General features: G+C 71.0%; 27 protein-coding genes and 3 pseudogenes. 18 read left to right on the top strand and 12 right to left on the bottom strand.

What is annotated here, in order from left to right; all coding sequences use genetic code 11:
• On the top strand, positions 1–218 hold a 218-nt coding region (locus E1286_RS48210; protein ID WP_484213917.1), incomplete at its 5' end, for an SRPBCC family protein.
• 43 nt (positions 219–261) lie between these two features.
• On the opposite strand, the gene E1286_RS30715 is transcribed toward E1286_RS48210, so the two are convergent.
• The gene (locus tag E1286_RS30715) at positions 262–1,311 is read right to left on the bottom strand and encodes a DUF4037 domain-containing protein (protein WP_132618044.1); all 1,050 of its coding nucleotides are present in this window, start codon (positions 1,309–1,311) and stop codon (positions 262–264) included.
• A 330-nt stretch (positions 1,312–1,641) separates the two neighbouring features.
• A complete protein-coding gene (locus E1286_RS30710) occupies positions 1,642–3,210 on the bottom strand; it encodes an N-acyl-D-amino-acid deacylase family protein (RefSeq protein WP_132618043.1) in 1,569 nt (522 codons plus the stop codon).
• Positions 3,211–3,328: 118 nt separating this feature from the next.
• On the opposite strand from E1286_RS30710, the gene E1286_RS30705 reads away from it, so the two are divergent.
• The 3 genes from E1286_RS30705 to E1286_RS30695 are packed head-to-tail and all read left to right on the top strand — an operon-like array spanning position 3,329 to position 6,955.
• The gene (locus E1286_RS30705; protein WP_132618042.1) at positions 3,329–4,624 is read left to right on the top strand and encodes a serine hydrolase domain-containing protein; all 1,296 of its coding nucleotides are present in this window, start codon (positions 3,329–3,331) and stop codon (positions 4,622–4,624) included.
• Positions 4,621–5,403: a GNAT family N-acetyltransferase gene (locus tag E1286_RS30700; RefSeq protein WP_132618041.1), complete on the top strand. Its 783-nt coding sequence runs from the start codon at positions 4,621–4,623 to the stop codon at positions 5,401–5,403. The genes E1286_RS30705 and E1286_RS30700 overlap by 4 nt, the downstream gene beginning before the upstream one ends.
• Positions 5,363–6,955, top strand: a complete 1,593-nt coding sequence (locus E1286_RS30695; RefSeq protein WP_132618040.1) for a PucR family transcriptional regulator — start codon at positions 5,363–5,365, stop codon at positions 6,953–6,955. Before E1286_RS30700 ends, E1286_RS30695 begins: the two co-directional genes overlap by 41 nt.
• A 31-nt stretch (positions 6,956–6,986) precedes the next feature.
• Here E1286_RS30695 and E1286_RS30690 read toward each other — a convergent pair whose 3' ends face one another.
• Entirely contained in the window at positions 6,987–8,567 is a 1,581-nt protein-coding gene (locus E1286_RS30690) for an ABC transporter substrate-binding protein (protein ID WP_165969985.1), read from the bottom strand.
• A gap of 200 nt (positions 8,568–8,767) precedes the next feature.
• On the opposite strand from E1286_RS30690, the gene E1286_RS30685 reads away from it, so the two are divergent.
• The 3 genes from E1286_RS30685 to E1286_RS30675 are packed head-to-tail and all read left to right on the top strand — an operon-like array spanning position 8,768 to position 12,331.
• The gene (locus E1286_RS30685; protein WP_132618038.1) at positions 8,768–9,796 is read left to right on the top strand and encodes an ABC transporter permease; all 1,029 of its coding nucleotides are present in this window, start codon (positions 8,768–8,770) and stop codon (positions 9,794–9,796) included.
• The gene (locus tag E1286_RS30680; RefSeq protein ID WP_132618037.1) at positions 9,796–11,616 is read left to right on the top strand and encodes a dipeptide/oligopeptide/nickel ABC transporter permease/ATP-binding protein; all 1,821 of its coding nucleotides are present in this window, start codon (positions 9,796–9,798) and stop codon (positions 11,614–11,616) included. Before E1286_RS30685 ends, E1286_RS30680 begins: the two co-directional genes overlap by 1 nt.
• 10 nt (positions 11,617–11,626) lie before the next feature.
• Complete coding sequence (locus tag E1286_RS30675) at positions 11,627–12,331, top strand: ATP-binding cassette domain-containing protein (RefSeq protein WP_132618036.1); 705 nt, start codon at positions 11,627–11,629, stop codon at positions 12,329–12,331.
• Positions 12,332–12,337: 6 nt separating this feature from the next.
• On the opposite strand, the gene E1286_RS30670 is transcribed toward E1286_RS30675, so the two are convergent.
• The gene (locus E1286_RS30670) at positions 12,338–13,405 is read right to left on the bottom strand and encodes a hypothetical protein (protein ID WP_132618035.1); all 1,068 of its coding nucleotides are present in this window, start codon (positions 13,403–13,405) and stop codon (positions 12,338–12,340) included.
• 217 nt (positions 13,406–13,622) lie between these two features.
• Entirely contained in the window at positions 13,623–14,093 is a 471-nt protein-coding gene (locus tag E1286_RS30665; protein ID WP_132618034.1) for a MarR family winged helix-turn-helix transcriptional regulator, read from the bottom strand.
• 77 nt (positions 14,094–14,170) lie between these two features.
• Here E1286_RS30665 and E1286_RS30660 point away from each other — a divergent pair, with 77 nt between their 5' ends.
• Positions 14,171–16,267, top strand: coding sequence for an MMPL family transporter (locus tag E1286_RS30660; protein ID WP_132618033.1), 2,097 nt, complete (start codon positions 14,171–14,173; stop codon positions 16,265–16,267).
• 14 nt (positions 16,268–16,281) lie between these two features.
• On the opposite strand, the pseudogene fbiC reads toward E1286_RS30660, so the two are convergent.
• The 4 genes and pseudogenes from fbiC to E1286_RS30635 form a co-directional block, all read right to left on the bottom strand.
• Positions 16,282–16,700, bottom strand: a pseudogene (fbiC, locus tag E1286_RS30655) (7,8-didemethyl-8-hydroxy-5-deazariboflavin synthase); the annotation flags it as partial.
• A gap of 71 nt (positions 16,701–16,771) precedes the next feature.
• Positions 16,772–17,707 carry a TIGR03619 family F420-dependent LLM class oxidoreductase gene (locus E1286_RS30650; RefSeq protein ID WP_132618032.1) on the bottom strand — a complete coding sequence of 312 codons (936 nt, stop codon included), beginning with the start codon at positions 17,705–17,707 and terminating at the stop codon, positions 16,772–16,774.
• Between the two features lie 138 nt (positions 17,708–17,845).
• Positions 17,846–18,307, bottom strand: coding sequence for an OsmC family protein (locus E1286_RS30645; protein WP_223190550.1), 462 nt, complete (start codon positions 18,305–18,307; stop codon positions 17,846–17,848).
• 412 nt (positions 18,308–18,719) lie between these two features.
• Positions 18,720–19,166: a glycosyltransferase family protein gene (locus E1286_RS30635; RefSeq protein WP_223190548.1), complete on the bottom strand. Its 447-nt coding sequence runs from the start codon at positions 19,164–19,166 to the stop codon at positions 18,720–18,722.
• Between the two features lie 187 nt (positions 19,167–19,353).
• Here E1286_RS30635 and E1286_RS30630 point away from each other — a divergent pair, with 187 nt between their 5' ends.
• Positions 19,354–19,965, top strand: a complete 612-nt coding sequence (locus E1286_RS30630; RefSeq protein WP_132618030.1) for a TetR/AcrR family transcriptional regulator — start codon at positions 19,354–19,356, stop codon at positions 19,963–19,965.
• Positions 19,966–20,392: 427 nt separating this feature from the next.
• Here the strand turns inward: E1286_RS30630 and E1286_RS30625 are convergent.
• Positions 20,393–20,656 (bottom strand): annotated as a pseudogene (locus E1286_RS30625) (dCTP deaminase); the annotation flags it as partial.
• A 397-nt stretch (positions 20,657–21,053) separates the two neighbouring features.
• Here E1286_RS30625 and E1286_RS30620 point away from each other — a divergent pair.
• The 3 genes and pseudogenes from E1286_RS30620 (at position 21,054) to E1286_RS52195 (ending at position 22,709) form a co-directional block, all read left to right on the top strand.
• Positions 21,054–21,638 carry an NADPH-dependent FMN reductase gene (locus E1286_RS30620; protein WP_132618029.1) on the top strand — a complete coding sequence of 195 codons (585 nt, stop codon included), beginning with the start codon at positions 21,054–21,056 and terminating at the stop codon, positions 21,636–21,638.
• Positions 21,584–22,504: pseudogene (locus E1286_RS30615) on the top strand (MFS transporter); the annotation flags it as partial. The gene E1286_RS30620 and the pseudogene E1286_RS30615, both read left to right, overlap by 55 nt.
• Positions 22,485–22,709: a DUF6069 family protein gene (locus tag E1286_RS52195; protein WP_425464779.1), complete on the top strand. Its 225-nt coding sequence runs from the start codon at positions 22,485–22,487 to the stop codon at positions 22,707–22,709. The pseudogene E1286_RS30615 and the gene E1286_RS52195, both read left to right, overlap by 20 nt.
• A 185-nt stretch (positions 22,710–22,894) precedes the next feature.
• Here E1286_RS52195 and E1286_RS30610 read toward each other — a convergent pair whose 3' ends face one another.
• Positions 22,895–23,398, bottom strand: a complete 504-nt coding sequence (locus tag E1286_RS30610) for a MarR family winged helix-turn-helix transcriptional regulator (RefSeq protein ID WP_132618027.1) — start codon at positions 23,396–23,398, stop codon at positions 22,895–22,897.
• A 109-nt stretch (positions 23,399–23,507) separates the two neighbouring features.
• On the opposite strand from E1286_RS30610, the gene E1286_RS30605 reads away from it, so the two are divergent.
• From E1286_RS30605 to E1286_RS51450, 6 genes are all read left to right on the top strand, one after another.
• Positions 23,508–23,948 (top strand): MarR family winged helix-turn-helix transcriptional regulator, encoded by a 441-nt coding sequence (locus tag E1286_RS30605; RefSeq protein WP_132618026.1) that lies wholly within the window; start codon positions 23,508–23,510, stop codon positions 23,946–23,948.
• 72 nt (positions 23,949–24,020) lie between these two features.
• Positions 24,021–24,434, top strand: coding sequence for a nuclear transport factor 2 family protein (locus E1286_RS30600; protein ID WP_132618025.1), 414 nt, complete (start codon positions 24,021–24,023; stop codon positions 24,432–24,434).
• Positions 24,435–24,547: 113 nt separating this feature from the next.
• Complete coding sequence (locus tag E1286_RS30595) at positions 24,548–25,036, top strand: helix-turn-helix domain-containing protein (RefSeq protein ID WP_132618024.1); 489 nt, start codon at positions 24,548–24,550, stop codon at positions 25,034–25,036.
• Between the two features lie 78 nt (positions 25,037–25,114).
• Positions 25,115–25,423: an alpha/beta fold hydrolase gene (locus E1286_RS50625; protein WP_132618023.1), complete on the top strand. Its 309-nt coding sequence runs from the start codon at positions 25,115–25,117 to the stop codon at positions 25,421–25,423.
• Positions 25,424–25,444: 21 nt separating this feature from the next.
• Positions 25,445–25,708, top strand: coding sequence for a hypothetical protein (locus E1286_RS50620; protein ID WP_132618022.1), 264 nt, complete (start codon positions 25,445–25,447; stop codon positions 25,706–25,708).
• A gap of 39 nt (positions 25,709–25,747) precedes the next feature.
• A complete protein-coding gene (locus tag E1286_RS51450; RefSeq protein ID WP_281282781.1) occupies positions 25,748–26,038 on the top strand; it encodes an SDR family oxidoreductase in 291 nt (96 codons plus the stop codon).
• Between the two features lie 26 nt (positions 26,039–26,064).
• Here E1286_RS51450 and E1286_RS30575 read toward each other — a convergent pair.
• A partial coding sequence (locus E1286_RS30575) for a GNAT family N-acetyltransferase (protein ID WP_281282780.1) occupies positions 26,065–26,255 on the bottom strand: 191 nt, incomplete at its 5' end.

Below are 26,255 nucleotides of genomic sequence, written 5' to 3'. Positions count from 1 at the left end.
CCCCGTTCACCATCCCCGGCCTGACACCCGGCGCCGTCACCCGCGCCGAACCGGCCAAACTCCTGGAGTACGACGTGCCCGCCGGCACCGTCCGCTGGGAGCTCACCCAGGGCACTGGCCAGGGGCCGCGCCTGATCATCACGCACACGGGCGACACCGCCACCCTCGCCGCCTGGCGCGTCCACGTCGAAGCGCTGGCGGCTTCCCTCGTTGCCTGATGGTGTTGGTGTTCGGGCGTGATCGCGCCCGAACACCCGTCCTTTACAAAGTAGATTTCTCAAGGCCGAGAACGGCCGCCGTCATCGCCCTCGCCCGCGCCGGCACCACCAGCAGGTCCGTCGAATCCGACGACTGATCGACACACCCCACCAGCGGCAGCCCCCGCACCACCGGATCCCGCACCGCAGCCATCAGCGCCTCGGCGAACCGGTCCCCGCCGATCACTCGGAACGGCCGATCGTGGAACCCGCGCACCTCCTCATCCAACCGCGCGGCCAGCCTCATCCGGTTCTGCAGCGCCGCCAGCCGCGCGTACGCCGCCGACAGCCCCGCCTCACGCTCCCGCCACGAACGCGCCGCCACCGCCGCCATCAGCGCCTCCCGCAGCTCCGCCGCCCCCGGCAGCCGCGCCAGCGCGCTGCCCAGCCATTTCCCGTACGGCGGGTAACGCCGCCGCAGCAGCAGCGCCAGACGCATCACCTCCCGCGCCAGCCGCGCCCCCACCACGGCCGAGCCGAGCTCGTCACCCACCTCCGCGCACCGGCCGGGGAACGGCTCCTCCTGCGCGATCCGACGCCACTGACAGGCCAGCACGTACCGCCACACATCATCCGGATACCAGCGCACCGCCGCCCTGGCCGACTCCAGGCCAGCGCCCGGCAGGCCGTCGTGGAACACCTCACCCCGCGTCACCTCGGCCAGCCGCTGCCACGGCGCCGACAGCCAGTCCAGCAGCGACACCCCGGCCCGCGGGTCGAACCCCAGCTCGCCCACCAGCCACGACCCCAGATCCGTCACCGTGACACCCGGGCGGCTGCGTTCGTGGTACTCGTAGACGGTCGGCAGGCCCCGGAACCGTTCCGGCAGCCCGGCCACGACCTTCGCCTCGACCTCCGCGACCCGCTCGGGCGCCACGAACACCAGCACGCGCGGACCCCAGTCGTGGTCGGTGGAGCGGGCGGTGTCGAACGCCAGCACCTCCGACCCCGGCCCGACCAGCGCCGCGCTGTGCTCCACACCCGACACCAGCGGCGCCACCACCTCACCGTAGAAGGCCCTGGACAGGTCGATACCTGGGACGAAATCGGACATCACGCGGACAACTCTGCACCAGGGCCGCCGGAACCTCACCCGATTTAACGCGGGGCGCGCTCCAGCGGCTCAGCGGGCTGGGAGTCCGCGATCTTCTACCTCTGCTACCTTCCCCTGCTGCTGTGGGGACCGTTGCTCGCCGCCGTCACCTACGCCTACCACCGACGCCGGCGCAACCACTGACCAACAGAAGCTCGGCCCTCTGCTCGTCGATCATCGGAGCCCTGGAGCACGCCCATGGCGCCTTCCCGTGGTGGACGTCACGCCTTGCGCGTTCCGGGCATGCCCGCCGGCGTCAGTGTTTCCCGGGCGGCCGTGACGGCGCTGCGGTCAGCGGAGTACCCGGCCCCGGCGCTCCCCCGTGAACTCGCCCGACTCCACCACGAGGTGCCCCTCCAGCAGGACATGGACGACTCCGGACGGGCGGGCGTCGGGGGCGGCGTAGGTGCCGGAGTGGCCGACGGTGTCCGGATCGAAGACGCAGATGTCCGCCCACGCTCCAGGGCCGAGCCAGCCCCGCCCGCTCAGGCCGAACTGGTCCGCGGTCGCGGAGGTCATCTTGCGCACCGCCTCCTCCCAGGAGACCACCCCCTGCTCGCGCACGTACGTGCCGAGGAACCGGGGGAAGCAGCCCCACGTCCGGGGATGGCCCAGGCCGGTGGGCGCCCCGTTGTCGGAGCCGATGCCCACGAGCGGATCGGCCATGATCTCGACCATGTCCTCCTCGGCCATCAGGGAGACCACCATCGTGGCGGCGGGATCGGCGGCGATCAGCGCGCACGCCACCTCCCACGCGTCACCGCCGGTCTTGAGCCGGGCGAGCGCCGCCGCGTCGGCGGTGACGTCGGCCAGCGAGCGACCCGCGAAGTACGGCTCGGCGTGCGTGGTGATCAGCACCCCCTCGGGGGTGGTGTCCTGCCACAACCCCGCGCCGGTGCCGCCCGCCTCGGCCAGGCCGCGCAGCCGCGCCCTGGCCGAGGGCTCGGCCAGGGTGTCGCCCACCTGCCCGCCGGCCAGCGCCGAGGGCGGCAGCAGCGCGGCCAGCATGGTGGCGCCGGCCAGGTAGGGGTACAGGTCGCCGCGCACGTCCACCCCGGCGACGCGGGCGTCGCGCAGCTTGCCGAGCAACATCGCGGCCTGCCCGTGGTTGGCGCGGCCGGCGACCTTGCAGTGCGACACCTGGAGCCGTACGCGGGCCCGCCGCGCGATCTCGACGGCCTCGTCCAGCGCCGCGGCGAGCCCCGCGCCCTCGTCGCGCATATGGGTCGTGTACGGCACCCCGTACCGGTGCGCGACCCGGGCCAGCGCGACGAGCTCGTCGGTGCCGGCGTAGCTGCCGGGCGGATAGATCAGCCCGCTCGACAACCCGCACGCGCCCGCCTCGAACGCCTCCGCGGCCAGGGCGCACATCCGCTCCAGGTCCCCGTCGCGCAACGTCTCGGCGAACCCGGCGACCGCCCCGCGCAGCGTCGAGTGGCCGACGAGCGTCGCCACGTGGTTGGCGGTCCCGGCGGCCGTGACGGTGTCGAGGTACTCGGCGAACGTCCAGTCGGGGACGGAGTCGCCCGTCAGTTCCTCCAGTCTGGAGGCGTCGGGCGCGTAGGAGAAGCCGCAGTTGCCGTTGATCTCGGTGGTGACGCCTTGGAGCAGCTTGAACGGCTGCGGCTCCGCCATCATCGGGACCAGGTCGGAGTGCGCGTGCGGGTCCACGAATCCGGGCGCCACGGCCAGCCCGGTGACGTCGATCACGCGCGAGGCGCCCGTCGACGTGCTCGGCGCGCCGCCGGCACGCCGCTCCACTGCGACGACCCGTCCGCCGGCGACGACCACGTCGCCAGGGAACGCCGGAGAGCCGAGGCCGTCGTACACGATGCCGCCACGAAGGATGAGATCCGCCATGGAAGAGACCCAACACCCGGCAGGCCGCAAAAATCTTGTTCGTAAGCACCTAACAACGGGCCCCGCATTGGTCCGATGCGACGAAGAGCCGCGACGCCGGGGACCCTAGCGTGCCAGCATGACGATTCGCCTGGCGGAACTGATCAAGGAGTTCGGGGTGCCCGGGGCCTCCATGGCCTGCTGGCACGACGGTGAGATCCACCAGGAGGCCGGTGGGCTGCTCAACCTGGACACGGGCGTCGAGGCGACGGCCGACTCGCTGTTCCAGGTGGGTTCGGTGACCAAGGTCTGGACGACGGCTCAGGTCATGCTGCTCGTCGAGGAGGGCAGGCTCACGCTGGACACGCCCGTGGCGGAGGTCCTGCCCGGGATCGACCAGGACGTGACGATCGAGCACCTGCTCACCCACACCAGCGGCCTCGACGGCGACTTCTTCCACGACACTGGGCGCGGCGACGACTGCCTGGAGAGGTACACCGCGGCCATCGCGGCCAGGCCGCTCACGCACCCGGTCGGCGCCACCCACTCCTACAGCAACGGCGGCTTCTCCGTGGCCGGCCGCGTCGTCGAGGTCGTCACCGGCAAGGTCTGGGACACCGCACTGCGCGACCAGCTCATCACCCCCCTCGGCCTGACCCGCACCTGGACGCTGCCGGAGGACGTGCTGCGCTTCCGCGCCGCGACCGGCCACCTCGGCGAGGCGAACACCCCCACGCCCACCTGGGGCATGATGCGGTCCAACAGCCCGGCGGGCCAGATCTGCTCGACCGCCCCCGACCTGGTCCGCTTCGGCAGGAGCTTCGTCGAGGGAGGACCCCTGTCAGCCGAGAGCGTGCGCGAGATGACCCGGCCCCGCGTCGAGCTGCCCGCGCGCGTCTACGGCACCCACTGGGGGCTCGGCTGGATCCTCGACACCTGGGACGGCACGCCGATCCTGCTGCACGGCGGCAACACCATCGGCCAGGCCGCGATGATGTGGGTCGTCGCGTCCACGGGCACCGTCGTCGCGGTCCTGGCGAACGGCGGCGACACCAGCGGCCTCTTCCAGGCCGTCGCCGCCGGCCTGTTCCCCGAGCTGGCGGGACTGACGCCGCCCGGCCCCGCCCTGCCGCCCGACCCGCCGTCGGAGGCGGGCATCGCCGGTCACGCGGGTGTGTACGAGCGCACCGGGGCCCGCATCACCGTACGCGAGGACGAGCTGGTCTACGAGAACACCGGCGACTTCGCCGACCTCGAACCGCCCGTGAGCCTCGAACTCGTGCCCACCGGCGAGCACACGTTCCTGGCCCGCCGCCCGGGCACGCGTCTCTGGGCGCCCGGCGCGTTCTACAGGCTGCGCGACGGATCGCCGTACCTGTACTTCGGCGTGCGTTCGACGCCGAAGGTCCCGGACGCCCCCGGCGCGACACCGTGACCGTCACCATCGCCGAGCTCACCGGCCCGGCCGAGCACCACCAGGCCGCCGGCCTGATCAGCGCGATCTGGCGCAGGGAACTGCTCGAACCCGGCCTCATCCGGACGATCGCGCACGTCGGCGGCTACGTGGTGGGCGCGCGGAGGGACGGCGAGCTGGTGGGGATCTCCGTCGGCATCTTCGCCGGCGACGGTCACCTGCATTCCCACATCACCGGCGTGCTGCCCGGCGCCAGGGGCGGCATCGGGAGGGCGCTCAAGGAGCACCAGCGGGCATGGGCGCTGGCCAGGGGGGTGACCGCGGTGTCGTGGACGTTCGATCCTCTGGTCAGCAGGAACGCCTACCTGAACGTCCACGTGCTGGGCGCCAGGCCGGCCGCGTACCTGCCCGACTTCTACGGGACGATGCGCGACGCGATCAACGCGGGCGAGGACACCGACCGCCTCTACGTCGTCTGGGACCTCACCGCGCCCTCGCCCGCACGGGGGGAGGCCGACCTGGACGGCGCGGTCGTGCTGCTCTGCCGCGACGGCGACGAGCCGGCCCGCACGTCGTCGCCGCCGCGCACGGGCACGCGGCTGGCCGTCGCGATGCCGCCGGACATCGAGACCCTGCGGGCCGCCGCACCCGCCACCGCCAGACGCTGGCGCACGGCCGTCCGGGAGGCGCTGCTGGAAAGCGGCCGGAGCGGGCACACGATCGTCGACGTCACCCGCGACGGCTGGTATCTCCTGGAAGATGAGACTTGGATTGACCACGCTCGGCCGCATTCTCGATGACCTGGGATCGACGTTCCTCGACGTCGTCGACGCTCCCGGCGACATGGACGCCGAGGTGGCCACGGTGCAGATCTACGACCCGCTGGACGAGCTGAGCGCGCCGCCGGGCACGATCCTGCTCGGCGTGGGCGTGCAGGGTGGCGAGCACATCAGCGAGTTGCTGGTGGCGCTGGCGGAGCTGGGCGCGGCCGGTCTCGTCGTGAAGTCGCCCGTCCCGGTCGACGAGCGCGTGCGTGCCACCGTGGCGAAGACGGGAGTCGCGCTGCTCAGCCTGACCAGGGCGGCGTCGTGGGCCCAGGTGGCGGCTCTGTTGCGCGCCCTGCTCGCCGAGGGCGACGTGGGCGGCCCGGGGGAGCCGGCCGAGTCGGCGGACGACCTGTTCACGCTGGCCAACGCCGTGTGCGAGCTGCTGGACGCGCCGATCACGATCGAGGACAGGTCGTCCCGGGTGCTGGCCTTCTCCGGCAGACAGGACGAGTCCGACCAGGCGCGCGTGGAGACCGTGCTGGGCAGGAAGGTGCCGGAGAAGTACCAGCGGCTCCAGGAGGAGCGGGGGATCTACCGCAAGCTGTACCGGAGCCGCGAGCCCATCTTCTTCGACCTGGGCGGGGGGATGTTGCCCAGGACGGCCATCGCCGTCCGCGCCGGGGACGAGATCCTGGGCTCGATGTGGGCGACCGTGCCGGGACCGCTGCCCGAGCACCGGCGCAGGGCCTTCGCCGACGCCGCCAAGATCGTCGCCCTGCACCTGCTGCGGCAGCGCGCAGGCGCGGACGCGCAGCGCCGGCTGCGCGCCGACCTGCTGTCCACCGTGCTCGAGGGCGGCAGGGACGCCGCGGACGCCGCCGCCCGGCTGGGCATCGCGACCGAACGCGTGTGCGTGCTGGCCGCCGGGCTGGACGAGACGGCCATGGAGGACGCGGCCGGCCGCGAGGGCGACCGGCAGCGCTTCTGCGACGCGCTCGCCCTGCACGTGGGTGCCATCCACCCGCACGCGGCCGCCGCCCTGCTGGGCAGCGTCGCCTACGCCGTGCTCCCGCTGCACGCCCAGGCCGCCGACGCCGAACAGCGGGCGGTGCGCGTGGCGGAGAGCTTCCTCTCCAGGACGGGGCGGCGCTTTCCCGCCGCGATCGGCGTCGGACGCCTGGTGACCAGCCTGGCCGACGTGGGGCGGTCGCGGGCCGACGCCGCGCGCGCCCTGCGCGTGCTGCGGGCCAGGCGGGTGTCGGGCGTGGCAGCGGCCTACCGCGACGTGTACTTCGAGTCGTTACTCCTGCAACTCGGCGACCTGGTGGCCGCCGAGGAACAACCGCCGGCGGGCCCGTACGAGAAACTGCTGGCCTACGACGCGGAACACGGGACCGATCTGGTGGGCACGCTGCGGGCGTACCTGGACGCCCTGGGCAACGTGCACGCGGCGGCCGAGGCCGCGCAGGTCCACCAGAACACCTTCCGCTACCGGCTGCGCCGGCTGGCCTCGATCTCCGGCCTCGACCTCACCGACCCGGACGCCCGCCTGGCCGTGAGCCTCCAGATCCGCCTGTTCTCATGAGCGTGGGGCCCGGTGGGCGGGCCCCACGGGCTCATTTGGCGATCATGCGGATCGTGCTGGGCGCGAACGAGCCGGCCAGCCGGCCGAACTCCGCGCCGTTCCCGAACAGGGGCTGGGTGATGTCGGCGAACGGGACGATGTCGGCCTTCCTGTACAGCGCCTCCTCCGCCTCGTTCCACTTCGAGCAACTCTTGTCACCCGTGGACTCCGCGGCCTCCTGGACGAGGCGGTCGTAGTCGGCGTTGGCGATGGAGGACCAGTTGGCGCCCTTCGGCGGCCCGTCACCCGACAGGAACGGGACCATCATGCTCGGCAGCGGCACGTTGACCTGGATCCAGCCGGCGTCCCAGTCCGTCGAGCCGTCGTTCACACCGGCGAGCTGTGGCGTGGTGAGCTGCTTGAGGTCGGTCTGCACGCCGATCTCCGCCCACCTCTGCTTCATCAGCTCGGCCACCGACTTGCCGGGGTCGCCGTGCTCGCTGAGGTAGAGGAAGGTGACCTTCAGCGGCGTGCCGTCCTTGGCCCGCATGCCGTCGGGGCCCTTGACCCAGCCCGCCTCGTCCAGCAGCGCCGCCGCCTGCGTGCGGTCGAACGCGGGCAGGGCGGTCGTCGTCACCCCCGGGCACACCCTGGGCTGCATGGTCAGGCCCTCCGGCATGGCGCCGGTCCCGCCGGTGGCCACGCGCTGCAGCTCGGCCTGGTCGAGACCCATCGTGAGGGCACGGCGGACCCGGTCGTCCGCGGTCGGCCTGCCCTGCGCCTGGTTGAAGGTGAACTCGCCGAACATCAGGCGGATCTCGCTCTTGAAGAGGTTCCGCTGCTCGACGCGCGCGCGGTCGGGGCCGATCACGGCGGCGGCGTTGAGCTGGCCGGACAGGAGCAGGTTGGCGGCCGTGGTCTCGTTCTTGACGACCTTGAGCACCACCTTGTCGGGCAGGCCCTCGTCCTTGCCGGTCGCCCCGCCGGGGCCCCACGCGTACTCGGGGCGCTTGGCCAGGGTGTAGTGGTCGTCGGGGACGGACTCGATGATCTGGAACAGGCCCGTGCCGTGCTTGCCCGCCTTGAGCCCGGCCGGGTCGGTGAGGCCCTTGCCGCAGACCACGAGCACCGACGCCAGCCGCCGCAGCAGGAACGGGTCCGGGGTCTTGACCGTCATCTTCACCGTGCCGGCCGCGTCATCGGCGGTCGCCTCGAGGTCGGCCGGCACGTACAGGCCGAGAAGCTGCGACTTGTTGGCCGGATCGGCGATGAAGTTGACGCTGCCGGCCACGTCGCCGGCCGTCAGCGGTGTGCCGTCAGCGCAGGTCACCCCCTTGGCCAGGGTGAACTCCGCCGACGTCGCGGTGGTCTTCCAGGTGGTAGCCAGGCTGGGTACGACCGTGCCGTCGTCCTTGTAGGCGACCAGCGTGTCGTAGAGGAAGAAACCGACGTTGCGGGGGTCGGACAGGGCCGTCATGAGCGGGTTCAGGTCGCCGGGCTCCATGATGGCCATCGTGAACGTGGCGCCTTCGGCGTACTTGCCCGCGGCCGGCGGCGGGGCGCCGCCGGAGCCGCCGCACCCCACGGTCGCCAGGGCCACCGCGCACAGCGCCCCGAACAGGCGAACGCGCATGTCGCCTCCTCCCATCCTGTGCTTCGCGAACACGTGCCAGCGTGGTACGGGGTCCGGACGCGGTCATCGTGAGATCCGACGAAAGCGCGATGCGGCTCGGTCCATCCGAACCAGCACCTGTCCATCGAGACAGCTTCGGCGGCGGAAGTGGGTGAATCGCACGATTCAGGCGGCGTCGGGCGGGTGACAGGATCATCGCCATGGCCGTGCCCTCGCCACCCCTCGACCATCCCGTCCCGCCCCCGACCGAGGCGGCGCCGGCGCGGGAGCGCCGGCATCCCTGGGTCGCCTATCTCGCGCGTCGCCTGCTGCGCTTCGTGCTCTCCATGGCGCTGCTGATCACCGCGACGTTCGGCATGGTCCACGTCATCCCCGGCGACCCGGTCAGGGCAGCCCTCGGCGTCACGGCCTCGCCCGAGCTGGTCGCCGCGCGCACTCACGAGCTGGGCCTCGACCTGCCCGTCTGGCAGCAGTACGCCCGCTACGTGGCCGGCGTGTTCGGCGGAGATCTCGGCAGCTCCATGGTCTCAGGACTGCCGGTGGCGCAGACGATCGCGGACCGCCTCCCGTACACCGTGATGCTGGCGCTGGTCGCGTTCGCGGTGGTCATGATCACCGCGGTGCCGCTCGGCATGGCGGCGGCCGCCTGGACGCGCGGCAGCCGGGGCCGCGCCGCCGAGCTCCTGTTCACCGGTGCCAGCGGCCTGCTGGCCGTGGTGCCGGAGTTCCTGCTGGCCGTGGCCATGATCGTGGTGTTCGCCGTCACGTGGGAACTGCTGCCGGTCGCGAACGTCTCCGGGTCCGTGACCCCGTCCTACTACGTGCTGCCCACGCTGGCACTGGCGGTCGGCCCGGCGGCGGCGCTGGCCCGGATCGTCCGCGTCGAGGCGCTGGCGGTGCTGTCGTCGGACTACATGCGCACGGCCCGCGCCAAACGCCTGCCCGCCCGCCTGCTCTACCTGCGCCACGCCCTGCCCAACCTGCTCACCGGCGCCCTGACCATCGGCGGTCTGCTGATCTCCGGGCTGGTCGCGGGCAGCGTCCTGGTGGAGAACGTCTTCGTCTGGCCGGGGCTCGGCAGCGCGCTCGTCGACGCGATCAAGGCCAAGGACTTCCCGGTCGTGCAGGGCGTCGTGCTCGTGTACGGCTCCGCCGTCCTGCTGGTGAACCTCGCCGTCGACGTGGCACTGGGCAGGCTCGACCCGCGTTCGACGATCAAGGAGGACTGATGCGCGGGCTCAAGAACCCGCTCGGGATCGCGGCCCTGGTGTCGCTGGTGTTCCTGCTGTTCATGGTCGTGCTCGGCCCGATCCTGTGGGGCGAGGAGGCGGTCAGGACGGACACGATGGCGCTCACGCAGGGCGTGTCCGCCGCGCATCCCATGGGGACCGACGGGCTCGGCCGCGACGTGCTGGCCAGGGTGATGGCCGCCTCCCGGTCGTCGGTGGGGCTGGCGCTGCTGGCCACCGCCGTGGCCGTGGCGGGAGGGCTGCTGCTCGGCGCCCTGCCCGCGGTGCTCGGACGCCGCGCGGCAGGCCTGCTGAACGGCTTCGTCTCGCTCGTGGTGGCCTTCCCCGGGCTGCTGATCGCGCTGGTGCTGGCGGTCGTGCTGGGCAGCGGCGGCCGGTCGGCGGCGTTCGCGATCGGGCTGGCCTCGGTGCCCGCGTTCGCCAGGCTCACCCAGACGCTGGCCGCCTCGGTCGCCGGGCGCGACTTCGTGGCCGCGGCCCGGGTGCTCGGCGTGGGGCGGGCACGCATGTTGTTCCGGCACATCCTGCCCAACATCGGCGAGCCGCTCATCGTCCAGGCCACCCTCGGCGCGGGCGGCGCGCTGCTGGCGTTCGCCGCGCTGTCCTTCCTGGGGCTGGGCGTGCAGGCGCCCGACTACGACTGGGGCCTGCTGCTCAACGAGGGACTGAACCGCGTCTACGTCAATCCGGCCGCCGCACTCGCTCCCGGCATCGCGGTCGTGCTCGCCGGGCTGGCGTTCAACATCCTCGGGGAGTACGCCGCCCAGGTCTTCGGCGGGCGGGACACGATCGCGCGGGCGGAGGGGAGGTCGGCGCGTCCCGTGCCGGGCGACGCCCTCATCGTCAGGGACCTGCGGGTCTCCTTCGGGCCCGCGGTGCCGGTCAAGGGCGTGTCCTTCACGGTCGCGCCCGGCGAGCGGGTCGGCCTGGTCGGCGAGTCGGGCTCGGGCAAGTCGCTGACCGCGCTGGCCGTCGCCGGCCTGGTCGAGCCGCCGGGCGTTGTCACCGGGACCATCGAGGCCGGGGAGACCGCCATGGTGTTCCAGGACCCGATGACCTCGCTGAACCCCGCCCTGCGGGTGGGCACCCAGATCGCCGAGGTGGCGACCACCCACCAGCGGCTCTCCCGCCGCGACGCGGCGCGGCGGGCCGTCGCCCGGCTCGCCGACGTGCACATCGGGGCGCCTGCCAGGGTGGCCGGGCAGTACCCGCACGAGCTGTCCGGTGGCATGCGGCAGCGGGCGATGATCGCCATGGGCCTGATGGGTGCTCCCCGGCTGATCGTCGCCGACGAGCCCACCACCGCGCTCGACGTCACCGTCCAGAAGCAGATCCTCGACCTGCTGCGGGAGGCCAGCACGACCAGCGGGGCCGCGGTCCTGCTCATCTCGCACGACCTCGCGGTGGTGGCGCAGCTCTGCTCCCGGGTCCTGGTCATGTACGCCGGCGTGATCGTGGAGGACCTCACCACCGAGCGGCTCGTCGCGGGTCCCGCCCACCCCTACACGCGGGCGCTGCTGGCCTCGGTGCCCGACATGTCCGCCGACCGCAGCCTGCCGCTGGCCACGATCCACGGCCGCATGCCCTCGCCCGCGGAGCCGGTCACCGGATGCCCGTTCGCGCCCCGGTGCCCGCGCGCCGACGAACGGTGCCTGACCGCCATGCCCCCCTTCACGTCGGCCTCCGGGGGCGGTGGGGTGGCGTGCTGGCATCCGGTACGGGAGACCGGAGGAGGCCCGGTGACGAGGCCGGATGAGGAGGCCCCCGATGAGGAGGACCCGATGAGGAGGACCCGATGAGGAGGACACTGTGACGGCGCTGGAGTTCCACGGCGTGCGGGTACGGCTCGGGCGCGGGAGGCGCGCGGTCGACGTCGTCCACGGGGTCGACCTGACCGTGCCCGCCGGGACGGTCACGGGGCTCGTCGGGACGTCGGGGTGCGGCAAGTCGACCCTGGCCAGGGCGGCGGTCGGTCTGGTGCCGCTGGCGGCCGGGCGGATCGCCCCCGCCGGTGGGGTGCAGCTCGTCTTCCAGGACCCGTACTCGTCGCTGGACCCCCGCATGACGATCGGCGCCGCCGTCGCCGAGGCCGTGCCCAGGCGCGTGCGCGACCGGGCGGGCGAGGTGCGGCGGCTGCTCGACCTGGTGGGGCTGGAGCCCGAGCACGCCGGCCGCCTGCCCCGCCACCTGTCCGGCGGCCAGCGGCAGCGGGTCGCCATCGCCCGGGCGCTCGCCGCCCGCCCCGGCGTCGTGATCGCCGACGAGATCACCTCGTCCCTGGACGTGTCCGTGCAGGGCATGGTGCTCAACCTGATCCGCGAGCTGCAGCGCGAGCTGGGGCTGACGATGTTGTTCATCTCCCACAACCTCGCCGTCGTCCGTTACGTCAGCGACCGGGTGGCGGTCATGGACGCGGGCCGGATCGTCGAGTCCGGCCCGGTGGACGACGTCCTGAGCGCCCCCCGCAACCCGTACACGCGGGCCCTGCTCGACTCCGTCCCCAAGCTGGGGTGACCCCGGTCAGGCCGCGGCGTGAGCCTGGTCGCCGGCCTTTCGCCACACCTTGAACAGCCGCTTGGCCGAGCCGCCCACCGGGCCGACCGCCTCGTAGAGCACCTTGCGCGAGACGGGCTCGGCCGTCTCCACCGCTGACACCGCATCGTCCGCTGAGGTGATCGTGTGCGTGCAGACGCTCAGCAGGTAGTCGGGGATCTGCAGGGCCGGGTCCGTGCAGCCCACGAGTGGCACGCCCATCGCCGCCACGACGGGGAAGACCGTGCCCGGGATGCCGATGGCGGACTCGGCCCGCGCCGACGCCAGGACCGAGGGGACGGGGCTGATCTCGTACTGCTCCCACAGCGAGCGGTCCTCGCGTGGGTGCAGCCCGACCAGGACGTGCTTGCCGGCCGCCGCCAGCTGTGCGGCCGCGTCGAGCAGCAGCTGGGTACCGGGGGCCGAACCGCCCGTCTCGCTGTCCTTGGTCACGCTGGTGAGCACCAGTACGGTGCCCTCCTCCGGCCTGTACCTGGGCAGGTCGTCGGTCTGCGGCGTGCCCACCACCTCGATGCGGCGGCCGCCCGTGCCCAGGTAGTCGTCGAACACCTTTGCCTCGGCGGGCGACGACGCGGTGATCGCTCGCAGCCGGTCGCGGAACTCCTTCGCGCGCGGTGCCTCCTGCGGCAGCTGGTACGCGAGCGAGCCGGCAACCAGCGGAAGGTCGCGCAACCGGGCGGCGCAGTCGGCGGGCCAGTCCCCGGCACCCGTCACCACGAGCAGGTCGGCCTCCGGGATGTTGTCGGGCGTCGCGACCGTGACCGGGTCGTCCGGCGTGATCTGCGACAGGTCGGGCACCAGCTGCACGACGTCCCATCCCTGGCGGCCGGCCTCCGGCAGGAGCGGAGCCGCGTGGTAGGTGCCCCAGGGCTCGTTGGTGGCGATCAGCACGCGCCCCTTGCGGCCCGGCCGTCCCGCGGCGTTGGCCGGGGTGCCGCCCACCACGGCGAGACCGGCTGCGGACAGCGCGCCGACGAGGAGGGAACGCCGGGTGAGACCGCGATTCCTGTAGCGGGATATGTCATCGAAGGCCATGAGATCCGAAATTATGGGGCGTTTCAGGCTTTCCTGTGAATGCCATTCGATCTCCAGACGAACGATCCCCATCTGTCCCAACCGCCTCAACAGGTTCGCAGTCGACGGCGGCGGCCGGCCGAGGCGTGGGGGCGCAGAGCTCCGCTTCTTGAACCCATACGCCGACAAGCGGCCCCATGGGGCGTGCTTCTGATGTCTGACCGGTGTGGCGCCCTGGTCAGGCCGAGCCCGGCGTGGACCGCAGCACAGCCAGCTCTTCGTTCATCGCGTCGAGGAAGGCGGCCACGGTGCGCAGTTCGTCGGGGGTGAACCGGCGCAGCGCGTTGTCGGTGCTGCGGGCCAGCGGGCGGAAGAAGGCGGCGGCCAGCTCCTTGGCCGCGTCACGGTAGTGCAGGTGGACCACGCGCCGATCGTGCGCGTCGCGGACCCGGCGGATGTGCCCCGCCCGCTCCAGCCGGTCGAGGCACGCGGTGACCGCGCCCGAGGTGAGATTGAGCTCCTCACGCAGTTTGCCCGGAGTGATCGGCGACGGGGCGTCAAAGATCATGATCAACGCCTGGACGTCGGTGGTGTGAAGGCCCTGCTGGCCGGCGAACTCGTGGGCGATGCGGTTGAACTCGGCGTTCATCCTGCGCAAGCGGGCCGCGAAGGACCGCAGGTCGGTGTCCCCCTCGCCATCGCCGTACATGTTGACCATGCTACATTAACTCAATCATAAAGATACTTGATGATTGAGTTAATTCGCGTGACGAGAAGGTGATGCTCATGGCGCGTCGATCGACCCGCTGGTTGGTCCCGGCGCTGCTGGTCCTGGTCTGGCTGGCCGTGGGTGGTGGGCTGGGGCCGTTCGCCGGCAAGCTCACGGAGGTCTCCACCAACGACCAGGCGGCCTTCCTGCCTGAGACCGCGGAGTCCACACGCGTCCTGGAGGTGCAGAAGACGTTCCGCCAGGGCGACGCGCAACCAGTCGTCGTCGTGTGGACCTCGGACGACGCGGACGTCACGCCCGAGCAGAGCGCGGCGGCCACGCGGGCGCTCGCCGCCCTGCGCGGCACGCCCGGCGTCGTCGGCACGCCCACGCCCGCCATCGGCTCCGGCGACGGCCGGGCGCTGCAGGGCGTGGTGCAGCTCAGTCCGGAACTCGGCGGCGACCTCGGCGACACCCTGGAGCGGATCGGCGCGGCGGTGCGGGTCGACGGCCTGAAGGCGCAACTCGCCGGTCCCGCGGCCACCCGGGCCGACCTGTCCGACGCCTTCGCGGGCATCGACGGCCTGCTGCTCGTCGTTGCGCTGGTCACCGTGCTGGTCATCCTGCTGGCCGTGTACCGCAGCGTGCTGCTGCCGCTGGTCATCATCCTCAGCGCGGTCTTCGCGCTCGGGCTGGCGTGCGCCGTGGTCTACTTCCTGGCCGACCGCGACGTCGTCCGGGTCGATAGCCAGGTGCAGGGCATCCTGTTCATCCTGGTCATCGGCGCGGCCACGGACTACGCGCTGCTGCTGACCGCCCGCTTCCGCGAGGAGCTGGCCACCGGCGCCGACCGGTTCAGCGCCGGCCGCATCGCGCTGCGGCGCTCGATCGAGCCGATCGCGGCCAGCGCCGCCACGGTGGCGCTGGGCTTGCTCGCCCTGCTGCTCAGCAGTCTGACCAACAACCGCGCGCTCGGCCCCGTGGGCGCCATCGGCATCGCCTGCGCGGCGCTCAGCGCGATCACCTTCCTGCCCGCGACCCTGGTCCTGCTGGGCCGGGCCGCTTTGTGGCCGGCCCGCCCGCGCCCGTCCGACGCCGGCGCGCGCGGGCTGTGGGGCCGCGTGGCCGCGCTGGTCGACCACCGCCCCCGCCTCGTCTGGGTCGCGTCGGTCCTGCCCCTCGTCGCCCTCGCCCTCTTCGCGCCCCAGCTCAGCGCCAGGGGCGTGCCGCTGGAGGAGACCTTCGTCAACGACGCGCCATCCGTGGCCGCCCAGGCGGCGCTGAGCGAACACTTCCCCGGCGGATCCGGGCAGCCTGCGGTCATCGTCGCCCCCGCCGCGCGGGCCGTGGCCGTGGTGGAGAAGGCCCGTGCTGTCGATGGCGTCTCCAGCGCCGCGGCGGTGACCGCGAGTGGCCGGCCGGGCGACGACCCCAAGGTGGTCGACGGGCGCGTCTTGGTGGAAGCCACACTGCGCGACGCGCCGGACGGCGACGCCGCCCAGGACACCGTCAAGCGTCTGCGTGCCGCGCTGCACGCCGAGGACGGCGTGCTGGTCGGTGGCCATAGCGCCCAGCGCTACGACACGACCGAAGCCGCGAAGCAGGACACGCTGCTCATCGTCCCGGTCGTGCTGGCGATCATCCTGCTCATCCTGATCGTCCTGCTGCGCTCGCTGGCCATGCCCGTGCTGCTGGTGGCCACCGTGGTGCTGAACTTCCTGGCCACCCTCGGCGTCTCGACGCTGGTCTTCACCCACCTGTTCGGCTTCACCGGCAGCGACGCGTCCGTGCCGCTATACGGCTTCGTCTTCCTGGTCGCGCTGGGCGTGGACTACAACATCTTCCTGATGTCGCGGGCGCGGGAGGAGACCGCCCGGCATGGGGCACGCGAGGGCGTACTACGCGGGCTGGTCACCACGGGCGGAGTGATCACGTCCGCCGGGGTGGTGCTCGCCGCCACCTTTGCCGCGCTGGTCGTGATCCCGCTGGCCTTCCTGGTGCAGATCGCCTTCATCGTCGCCTTCGGCGTGCTGCTCGACACCCTCGTGGTGCGGTCCCTGCTGGTCCCGGCACTGGTACGGGACCTCGGCGGGCGCGCGTGGTGGCCCAGCCACCTCGGACGCCGGCGCGTGCCGCGACCGTCGCGAGAGCCGTCACCCACGCGACACCGCTGACCGTGGCCTGGAATTCAGTCGCTCAGTACTGGCAGCGGTTCGGGGAGGTGGCCGTCGGAGGCGAGGCCGGTGGCGATGCGTTCAGCGGTAGTTTCGCCATAGAGGGTGGTGCGCTGACGAGCCGGGCGCCCGGCCGCTTCCGCGATCGCGACGAGGTCGCGGATGGACCGGTAGGAGCCATAGGCGGAGCCGGCCATGCGCGAGATGGTCTCCTCCACGAGGGTGCCGCCGAGGTCGTTCGCGCCGGAGCGGAGCATCTGGGCTGCGCCGTCGTCGCCGAGCTTGACCCAGCTCGTCCGGATGTTGGGGATGTACGTAGCAGCAGCCGGGCCATGGCGGTGATCGCGCGGTTGTCGCGTGTGCCGGGCCCCGGGCGGGCGATGCCCGCGAGGTAGACCGGCGCGTTGGTGTGGACGAACGGCAGGGTGACGAACCATCCTTGGGGCTGCCATCACGGCAGCCGGGGCAGAAGCTTTCTCGCCGTCTCCGGCCTTGGCATGTCGGTCATGAGACTTGGGCGCGTCCGGGGATCTCCACCGCCGTCTCCAGCATCTGCTGAGTGCTGGTGAACCAGTCCTGCAGATTCAGATCCAGGATGAGCTCGTCTGCGCCCGCCTCTGCGGCCGTGTGGATGTCGTCCATGATCTGGTCGAGAGTGCCGACGAACGGCGATCGGTCAGGTCCGGCCGGACGGTCAGTGAAGGTGACGTTTCCCACCACGACCATCTCCATCCGGCTTGTGTCCCGGCCGTACTCAGAAGCCATTTCCCGGATACGGTCCCACCTTACGCGCACTTCTGCGGCTCCTTCCGGGCCCGGCGTGGTCAGGAACGGCAGCCAGCCGTCCGCGCGTTCGGCAATGCGCTGCACGGCCTTCGCGCTGCCACCGCCGCCCAGCAGCACGGGGATTTTCGAAACAGGCTTGGGCAGGACCGAGGCGTTGTCGATGACTACGCGAGGACTCCGGAAGTTCACCCGGTCCGGCCCCCACACGGCATCGAACACGTCCAGCGTCTCGTCGAGGAAGCGGCCGCGATCCGCCCGGGCGGCGCCAGCGGCCTGGAATTCGTCGCTGGACCAGCCGGTGCCCATGCCTGCGATCACGCGCCCGCCGCTGATCTGATCGATCGTGGCCAGCTGCTTCGCCAGCTGGATGGGTGTGTGCAGTGCAGCGATCAGAACGGCAGTACCGAGGCGCACCCTTTCGGTCGCCACCGCCGCCGCCGTGAGGACTGCCAGGGGATCGGCGGCCTGCCGCTGGGTTTCCGGCCACGGCACGTTCGGCGGGGCATACGGTTCGGCGGGTGTCTCCGGGAAGAGCAGCCGTTCGTACGTCCACAAACTGGCGTACCCGGCCGCTTCGGCCGTTCTGGCCGCTTCGACCAAGTCGTGCTGCAGGTCGACGCCCAGCCTTTGGGGCAGGCGAAGTCCGAGTTTCATCTGGAACCTCCGATGTGATCGTGATTGTTGTGTGGCCGCTGCGAGGAAGTGCATCGGCCAGATCCATGCCCTGCTCACCCGAGCCCGGCCTCCGCCGCGACCTTCCGCTCGCCGAAGATCGGCCGTGCTTCGGCCCGGCTACCGAGCCTCGTCCGCCAGTAAGGTCGTCGTCACCTTGACGGGGTTGGCCAGCGTGTCCCTGACCGGGGAGCGCTGCTGGACGAGATCGGTCAGCTCCTGAAGTTGCTCGGTCGTGGCGTTCGGCGACTGCGCCCGGACGTCCACCCGGATCTCCTTCCCACCTGGCCGGATGGACTCATCGATGCCCAAAAGGCCCTGGAGGTCGAAGTCGACCTGCATGTCCAGGGTCAGTGAGCTCAGTTCGATGCCTCGGCTGGTCGCGAGCAATGCGTAGGTCACCGCGTAGCAGCCGGCCAGGGCCTGAAGGATGTACTCGCCCGGGTTCGCGGCCTTGTCCGTGCCGAGCAGCGGCGTGGGCTCTTCCGACTCGAAGACGTACGTGGCGGTACGGCTGGCGATGACCTTGCCGTTCTGGAGGGGGTGGTGGTGGCGGCGCGCTGGTGTGCGCCCCCGAGCCACTGAGACCGAATGCCGAAGGTGACCTGGGCCAGCCCTGGCTCGTCCCGTATCGCGTCCATGGTCTGACGCAGCGCTTCCGTGCCGACACCGTTGATCATCGGTCTCTCCTCGTCGCCCTCGTGCCACATCGATACCTCGGTCCGAGATATCGCCAGACCCAGAGCGCCTCGATCTAATCGAACAGACCTGTTCGTTCGATTTCTGACCGTAGAGGTGCGCAGTCGTCTTTGTCAAACAGACCTGTTCGTTCGTTCGTGCTGGAAAGAGCCAGGCGCAGTGCGTGAACGGCTGCGCCGACCGGCCCGTCAACGGCGTGCTCCCGGTCGGCGGCTGCAGGGTCACCAGCATGATCCACAGCGACTCGCCTCGCCCTCGGTCTCGATACGCACCCGCTGACCGGCCCACAGCAACCTCAGGCCACCGGCGTCGAAGGCCGCGGCGTCGAACTCCACGGGTGTGTCGTCGTCGAGCAGCACACTCCCGCTGCGCGCCTTGGGCGGCCGCGCAGCGCGGGAAGGTCGGCGTTGAGCGCGGCAACGGGTGCATCCGGCCGTGCCTGCCGTGCGGTGTGCGCCCCGTACGCCAGGGCCGCGTTGAGCCCGTCGGCCGGGACATCAGGCACGATGTGGGCGCCGAGCGCTGCCGGCTGGGCCCCGGCCGCGGGATCGTCGGTGACGACCGTGACGTCGAGGACGGCCGGCGAGGCGAGCGCGGCCCGCACCGTGTCCTGGGCGAAGGCGAGTGCGAAGCGCGGCCTGAGCACACCTCCGACACCGGGTCCGAGCCGGCTCTTGGCCAGGTGCAGTGGCTTGAGCGGGACGACGACCAGGGACCAGCGGGACGTCGGTTCGGTGTGCACGGCGGTTCTCCGTGCCGGCCGGAGAGCACTTGGTAGCCCCATTCGGGGTCCTGAAGCAGTGAGCTGCACGAAGGCGTGGCCATGAGGGGCCTAGCGCCGCGATCGCATCGAACAGACCTGTTCGTTCGATGGCGAAGATACGCCCAGCCGTTTTGTCAAACAGACCTGTTCGTTCGATACTGCGGGTATGGAAAGAAAGCCAGGCACAGTTCGTGAACGGTTGCTCGAGACCGCGGACCGGCTCTTCTATGCCACGGGCATCCACGCGGTGGGCATCGACCGGGTGATCGCCGAGAGCGGCGTCGCCAAGTCGACCATGTACGTTCACTTCCGGACCAAGGAAGACCTGGTGGCCGCGTATCTGCGTCGCCGCAGCGACATCATGCGCGCGCGTGTGACGCGGGAGGTGGAGGCTCGGGCCGAGGAGCCGGCTGAGGAGCGGATCCTGTCCGTCTTCGATGTTCTCCACGAGGTGATCTCGGAGCCTGGCTTCCGGGGTTGCGCATTTGCCAACGCCGCAGCCGAGTACCCGCACCATGCGGACGTCCAGGAAGCCATCGCGTACGACCGCACCTGGTTGCCGGCCCTGTTCTCCCGTCTCCTTGGCCCCCTTCGCTCGGACAACGACGACGAGCTGATGGCTGCGCTGGTGCAGGTGTACGACGGCGCCAACGCAGCCGCCCACCTCGACGACTCGAAAAAGAGCGCGCGGATCGCCCGGAAGACCGCCGAGCTCCTCCTGGCCACCCGAAAGCCGGCCCCGAACAGCAACCGCACTGCCGCCAATGCGGGCGACTGACCCTCAGGGCCCCGCCGTCTGTCATGGCGGCGACCAGCACCACGGCTGGGCGGGCGGCGGGGTCGGCGAACCGTGACGGCGGCGGAGCAGACGGCAGCGAACGCCGGTCCAGGACGGCCGCGCCGGACCCCGATACCGCAGCCGGGCGGCGAACGGCGAGTGCCAAGCCGGCAGCACGCAGGCTCGGTCCTGTAGCGGGCCGGCGCGCCAGCCGCCCCCAGCTGCTGGTAGGACTTCAACCCACACCACCAGGGTCGGCAGATCCTGGTGATCCTGCGTCTTGCCCTGCGTCCACTCGACCTCGGCATCCGTCGGCGTCAACGCATCAGCCAGCTCCCGCCCTGACACCACGCGGCCACATCGTGGATACGCCGTCCGATCGATCGAGGTCACAGCCAACCCCCACAGACGCCGCCAATGCTAACGATCAGCCCGCAGCCCCACTGTCGCTTTCGGCGCATTCCGGCGGCCCCGTACTCCGCGGAGCCGTAGCCCGGGAGCTCCTCCGGAACAGGGTGAGCTGCCCGATCTTCGTGCCTGGCCACAGCTTGATCGGGAGCGTGGCGGCGTTGGACAGATCCAGCCTCACGTGCCGGCTGAACCCCGGGTCGATGACCGTGGCCGTCGAATGCGTGAGCAGCCCCAGCCGTCCGAGGCCGGACTTCCCCTCCAACCGGGTCGCGATGTCGTCGGCAGGCACGCGCCTTCGACGCCTGGCTACGGCCGGTCAGGAGATAGCCGCCACACATCGCACCATCGAGAGTCCTCGCCCACACCACACTCCGTCCCGGATAGCGGTTGGCCTGGAGAGTCTTCCGCAGCGGCTGCATGGACGCCCGAACTCCCTTTCGTGATCTGGCCGCTCGTTGATCCACCGGCGGCGGCCGCGGCCGGCCTACTTGCCTGACGTGCCTGACAGACCTTCAAGCGGCTGACCAGCTACTTCGCTCAGAAACCGCAGATAACGATGGCTCGCTTGGCTTCGTGGCTCTGTGCACGCACCCCAACGGGCGAGGGAGATGCGGCGATGACTGCCGAGCACCGATTGACTTGAGTTGGCCTATAGGCGAACTTCTAGCGTCGATGCCATGACGCAAGACAATCTCAATGGGCGGCTCCGGATCGCCGTGGTGATCGGAAGCGTGCGCAAGCCCAGATTGGCCGACCCTCTCGCTGCGTGGCTGGAGCGCGAGCTGACCGCGATCGACTGGCTCGACCTCGACATGATCGACCTGGCCACGGTCTCACTGCCGATGCACGAATTGCAGCCGGGCGGCGCGGCCGCGTCCCCGGTCGCGGGCCGGCTCGCGGACGCCGACGGATTCGTGTTCCTCACGCCGGAGTACAACCACAGCTTTCCGGCGCCAGTGAAGAACGCGATCGATTGGCACTTCACCGAGTGGGCGTACAAGCCGGTCGCGTTCGTCGGATACGGCGCTTCCGGCGGCATCAGGGCCGTGGAGCAGTTGCGGATGGTCTTCCCTGAGCTTCGGGCGACCACGGTCCGGGAGTCGGTGCTGATACCGATGGCGTGGGAGCACCTGGACACCGACGGCCGTTTCCTTCCGCCGCCAGGCACGGCGCAGGCGCTGCACGCGATGATGAGCGAATTGCGTACGTGGGCGCGTGCGTTGCGCTCCCTCCGGCTCACAGACCTGGCCGGTCGAAGGTGAACAAGCTGACCCGGCCGGAACTGCGCGCCGCGATCGTGCTGGCATCCGGCGGCTTGATGGCGGTGCTGGACGCCACGATCGTCGCGGTGGCGCTGCCGCAACTGATGGCGGCGTTCGGTACGTCGCTGACCGCCGTACAGTGGATCATCACCGCGTACACGCTGGCGATGGTGGCGACCATGCCGCTCGCCGCCGGTCTCGCCGCACGCTGGGGAGCCCGGCGGGTGTACCTGGTGGCACTGGCCTGTTTCGCGGTCGCCTCCGGCGTCGCCGGCGCGGCCGGCGGCCTGGGCTGGCTGATCGCCGCACGGGCGGCGCAGGGCCTCAGCGGTGGTTTGATGGCGCCGTTGGGCATGGCGATCGGGTTCGGCGCGGTCGCGCCCGAACGGCGCGGCCGGATGATGGCGGTCACAGGCCTGCCGATGCTGATCGGGCCGATCCTGGGCCTCGTACTCGGCGCGGCCCTCCCGAGCGCGGGGTCGTGGCGGGCACTGTTCTTCATCACCGTGCCGCTGGCGCTGCTGGGAGCCGCAGGCACGCTGGCCTGGCTACCGGCCGACCCCGACCGCGGACGGGGGGTCCGGCTTGACCTGGCCGGAGCGATGCTGCTGGTTCCCGGCATCGTCGCGGTGGCCTACGGCATCAGCGCCCAAGAAGGTCCTGCCTGGGCGCGGATCGCCACCGCCGCCATCGGTGCGGCGCTGGTCGCGGTGTTCTCGGCCCGGGCACTGACCCATCCCGAACCGCTGTTGCGGATCGGTCTCCTGCGGAACCCGACGTTCGGCAAAGGCGCCGCGATCCTGGCCCTGTACGCGGGTCAGTACTTCGGCTCGGCCCTGCTGATGCCTGCCTACGTGCAGGTGCTGCGCGGCGACAGCGCGTCGGTCACGGCCGCTCACCGGCGTCGAGGCGTCCGCGGGAACGAAGATCACGCTATCGCTCATGCACGTGGCCGTCGCAGCCGTCCTCGTGCCGTTGCTGCCCCGACACGTCAAGATCCCGATCGATCGCGATGATCAGATGGGATCCCGTCAACTTCAGTCCAGCCGTTCCAAGAACGGCCCGAGGTGAGGATAGTGCTGATCTCGTGCTCGACCAGCTGAGCACGTCCACGTCAGAGGAGCAGCCCTCGACTCGCTGCTGACACGCCGTGGCCCTGGCAGTACGACAAGTACAAGGCGATCCGGCCCGCGTAGGTCTTCTCGGTGTTGAACGCCCGGCCCGCCCCGCGCACCCCCGCCAGGGCTGGTTTCGGGTCAGGAGGTTGGGGGGTGCGGTGCTTGCTGGGTGTGGTGGTCCAGTAGGCGGGTGAGCAACTGCACGAACTGGTCGCGTTCGGCAGGGGTCAGCGGGGCGAGCAGTTCGTCGTGGAGGTCGTCCAGGACCTTGTCGAGGCGGCGCAGGTGCCGGCGGCCTTGGGCGGTGATCGTGATGACGTTGCGGCGGCGGTCGTCGGGATCCGGTGTACGCCCGACGAGGTCGCGCTCGGCCAGTTCGTTGAGGAGGCCGACCATGTCGCTGCGGTAGATGCCGGTGCGTCGACTCAGCGTCGCCTGGCTGCCCGGGCCGTGCTCCTGCAACGAGGCGAGCACAGCGTAGTGCCACTTGCGGGCGTCGACCTGAGCCAGTCCCTCGGTTATCAGCCGGTCCGACTGCGCGGTCATGCCGGAGAGCAGGCGACTGGCCCGTCGGCGCAGTCTGTCCGGCGTCTTGATCTCGCCGTGGTGGGGCATGTCCGGGGCTTCGGCTCTGCTGGTCATGAAGCTGATCCTACCGGGTTGCGTTAGTCGGGCTAACGATGTAACTTCGTTCGCGGCAGAAACGTTAGTGAAGCGAACGTTAATTATGAAAACGGATTGGAAGGTCATCGTGACGACCGCAGCCCAGACCTTCAGTACCGCGCTCATCGGCCAGACCGAGAAGGCGCTCAACGCGATCCTGGAAAGGCAACTCGCCGGTACCGGCATCACCGAGCCCCAGTGGGTGACCCTCACGCTGACCGTGGTCGGCGGCGGGACCATCGACCGGGCCGAGCTCATCCACCGGGTCAGTGGCGCCACGCAGTTCAGCCAGGCGTCGGTGGCCGAACGCATCGCCGAACTGACCGCCGCAGGATTCCTGCGCGACGGCGGGGATGGCCGCGTCCAGGTCACCGACGAAGGACACAGGCGCTGGACGCAGGTCCGCGCCGCGATCGGCCCGATCACCCAGGGACTGTGGGGCGACCTGCCGACCGAGGACCTGGCCGCCGCAGGCCGCGTCCTGAGCACCGTCCTGGGCAGGGCCAACGCGGTGCTGGCCGCCCCCTGAACCCTTACTCCCCGAAACCCGCCACCCGGCACGAAGACAACATCGCCATCCTGCAGAACGAAAGAGGAAGTCATGTCCACGGACACTTTGATCGCCGACCGTATCGAGATCGCCGACCTGCTCACCCGCTTCGCGCTCCTGCTCGACGAGAAGCGGTGGGAGGACGCGGGCACCGTCTTCGCCGACGACGTGGCCGTGCACTCGCCCCGCGGGGGCGAACTCCACGGGATCGACAAAGTCGTCGACTTCATGCGCCAGAGCGAGGTCGAGGGGCAGGACGCCCAGCACACGACCACCGACCTCTTGGTGAACGTCGACGGCGACCAGGCGGCCGTCTCGGCGAACTCGACCGTGTACTACTACCGCGATGGCCAGGCACCCCACTTCACCGGCGGCCTGCGACAGCACTTCATCGCAGCCCGGACGCCGGCAGGCTGGCGTCTGCGCGAGGTGCGGATCACGCCCGCCTGGACACGCGAGAACTGATCTCTTCCGGGAGGTTGTGGACGTCGCAGGCGTGTGACACATGTCTGATTACAAAAAGTCACCTAGACAGCCTCACGTCCCCTGACATGACCGTACTTGCCTGACAACCTCAGATGATCCGTCAGGCAAGTTCCCAGAAGGTCACTTGCCTACTTGCCTGCCGGTCCAGGAGGACCCCAGATAACAGCGGCCAGGCCGAGGACGCCCACCGCGCCCTGCTGGAGCGCACCCTTGCCGGCACCGGCCTCACCTACCGCTCCTGGGTCACCCTCAAAATCGCAGCGGTCAGCGGCCCGGCCGTCCAGCACGAACAACTCGCCGGACGAGCCGCCGGAGCACAGAAGATCCATGCCCTGGCAGCCGACGAGGCCATCGCCCACCTGAGCGCCTCCGGACTGCTGGAGGCCTGCTCCGGCGCCGTCAGCCTCACCGCCCAGGGCCACGAACTGCACCAGCGGCTCAGCGCCGAGATCGGCCGGACCATCTCCCGGCTCTACAGCGAGGTGACCGCCGAGGACCTGCAGATCGCCGGCCGCGTGCTGGCCGCCATCACCGCCCGCGCCGACACGGAACTGGCCACCACCGAACCTGCCACCGCCTGACCACCCCCGCCTTGCCAGCGGCACCCCCACCAGCGGCGCAGCGCCGCCATCCGCACCACATGAAAGGACGACACACCCATGCCCACCACCCCCGTTCTCGACTCCTACATCAACCACATCGAGGCTGGGACCTGCGACCTGCCGGTGGTGTTCCTGCACGGCAGCCCCACTTCCTCCCATATCTGGCGCAACGTCATCCCGCACGTCACCGACCGCGCCAGAAGCCTCGCCCCCGACCTGATCGGCATGGGGGCCTCCGGCAAGCCCGACATCGCCTATCGATTCACCGCCCACGCCCGCTACCTGGACGCCTGGTTCCAGGCCCAGGATCTGGACAAGGTCGTCCTGGTCGGCCACGACTGGGGTGGCGCACTGGCCATGGACTGAGCCGCCCGCCACCCCGGCCGGGTGCGCGGCATCGCCCTGCTGGAGACGTTCCTGCGACCGCAGACGTGGCCCGAACTACCACCCGAGGTGGCCGAGCACTCCATCGCCCTGCGCACACCCGGCCTCGGCGAGCAGCTGCTATTGCAGGACAACGCCGCCATCGAATACGCCCTGCCGCACCCGTTCGCCATCCAGACCGGCCTCAGCCCCGAAGACCACGACGTCTATCGCGCTCCCTACCCCGATCCCGACTCCCGGCTGCCCCTGCTGCAGTGGCCACGGTAGATCCCCTTCGACCGCGAGCCCGCCGACGTCGCCGAACGCATGGACCCCTACGGCAGCTGGCTCGCCGACACCCCCACCGTGCCCAAGCTCCTGCTCACCGTCGACGACGGCGTCGGCATCGCCGCCCCCGAGATCATCGACTGGGCCCGCCGGACCGCCGCCGCCCTCGAAGTGGAGGGCATCGGCCCCGCCGGACACCAGGGCGCGCCGCCACGGCGATGCACCCGGCCGGACGAGGTCGCGGCGTTCGCGGCGTTCCTGCTGAGCGACGAAGCCGGATTCATCACCGGCGCGGCGCTCGCGATCGACGGCGGGATGACCGCCGCCTGAGGACGGCAGCGACGCTCACGGTGACTTCAGAAATTCCGGCCGACGTGGGCGGCCATCACCGGGCGCCGGCGGTAGCCGATCCGCTCGTACACCGCGAGGGCCGCGGCGTTGTCGTCGTCCACCATCAGCGCCGCCCGCCCGTGCGCGGCAACCAGCTGAGCCGACACCCACCGGCACACCCGCTCGGCCAGCCCCCGGCCGCGGAACGACGCCCGCG

Origin of the sequence: Nonomuraea terrae (assembly GCF_004348995.1) — a bacterium.
GTDB classification, from domain to species: Bacteria; Actinomycetota; Actinomycetes; order Streptosporangiales; family Streptosporangiaceae; genus Nonomuraea; species Nonomuraea terrae.
Note: the sequence above shows the minus strand (reverse complement) of the source record. Positions and strands in the feature narration are given on the sequence as shown.

What these genes read in the sequence shown, in the direction of transcription:
- E1286_RS30600 (WP_132618025.1), top strand. Translation starts at nt 24,021, where the DNA reads ATGTCCACGGACACTTTGATCGCCGACCGTATCGAGATCGCCGACCTG.
- E1286_RS30705 (WP_132618042.1), top strand. Translation starts at nt 3,329, where the DNA reads ATGACGATTCGCCTGGCGGAACTGATCAAGGAGTTCGGGGTGCCCGGG.
- E1286_RS30620 (WP_132618029.1), top strand. Translation starts at nt 21,054, where the DNA reads ATGACGCAAGACAATCTCAATGGGCGGCTCCGGATCGCCGTGGTGATC.
- E1286_RS30685 (WP_132618038.1), top strand. Translation starts at nt 8,768, where the DNA reads ATGGCCGTGCCCTCGCCACCCCTCGACCATCCCGTCCCGCCCCCGACC.
- E1286_RS50625 (WP_132618023.1), top strand. Translation starts at nt 25,115, where the DNA reads ATGCCCACCACCCCCGTTCTCGACTCCTACATCAACCACATCGAGGCT.
- E1286_RS30670 (WP_132618035.1), bottom strand. Translation starts at nt 13,405, where the DNA reads ATGGCCTTCGATGACATATCCCGCTACAGGAATCGCGGTCTCACCCGG.
- E1286_RS30680 (WP_132618037.1), top strand. Translation starts at nt 9,796, where the DNA reads ATGCGCGGGCTCAAGAACCCGCTCGGGATCGCGGCCCTGGTGTCGCTG.
- E1286_RS30595 (WP_132618024.1), top strand. Translation starts at nt 24,548, where the DNA reads ATGATCCGTCAGGCAAGTTCCCAGAAGGTCACTTGCCTACTTGCCTGC.
- E1286_RS51450 (WP_281282781.1), top strand. Translation starts at nt 25,748, where the DNA reads ATGGACCCCTACGGCAGCTGGCTCGCCGACACCCCCACCGTGCCCAAG.
- E1286_RS30715 (WP_132618044.1), bottom strand. Translation starts at nt 1,311, where the DNA reads ATGTCCGATTTCGTCCCAGGTATCGACCTGTCCAGGGCCTTCTACGGT.
- E1286_RS30690 (WP_165969985.1), bottom strand. Translation starts at nt 8,567, where the DNA reads ATGCGCGTTCGCCTGTTCGGGGCGCTGTGCGCGGTGGCCCTGGCGACC.
- E1286_RS30630 (WP_132618030.1), top strand. Translation starts at nt 19,354, where the DNA reads ATGGAAAGAAAGCCAGGCACAGTTCGTGAACGGTTGCTCGAGACCGCG.
- E1286_RS30660 (WP_132618033.1), top strand. Translation starts at nt 14,171, where the DNA reads ATGGCGCGTCGATCGACCCGCTGGTTGGTCCCGGCGCTGCTGGTCCTG.
- E1286_RS30695 (WP_132618040.1), top strand. Translation starts at nt 5,363, where the DNA reads ATGAGACTTGGATTGACCACGCTCGGCCGCATTCTCGATGACCTGGGA.
- E1286_RS30710 (WP_132618043.1), bottom strand. Translation starts at nt 3,210, where the DNA reads ATGGCGGATCTCATCCTTCGTGGCGGCATCGTGTACGACGGCCTCGGC.
- E1286_RS30610 (WP_132618027.1), bottom strand. Translation starts at nt 23,398, where the DNA reads ATGACCAGCAGAGCCGAAGCCCCGGACATGCCCCACCACGGCGAGATC.
- E1286_RS30665 (WP_132618034.1), bottom strand. Translation starts at nt 14,093, where the DNA reads ATGTACGGCGATGGCGAGGGGGACACCGACCTGCGGTCCTTCGCGGCC.
- E1286_RS30650 (WP_132618032.1), bottom strand. Translation starts at nt 17,707, where the DNA reads ATGAAACTCGGACTTCGCCTGCCCCAAAGGCTGGGCGTCGACCTGCAG.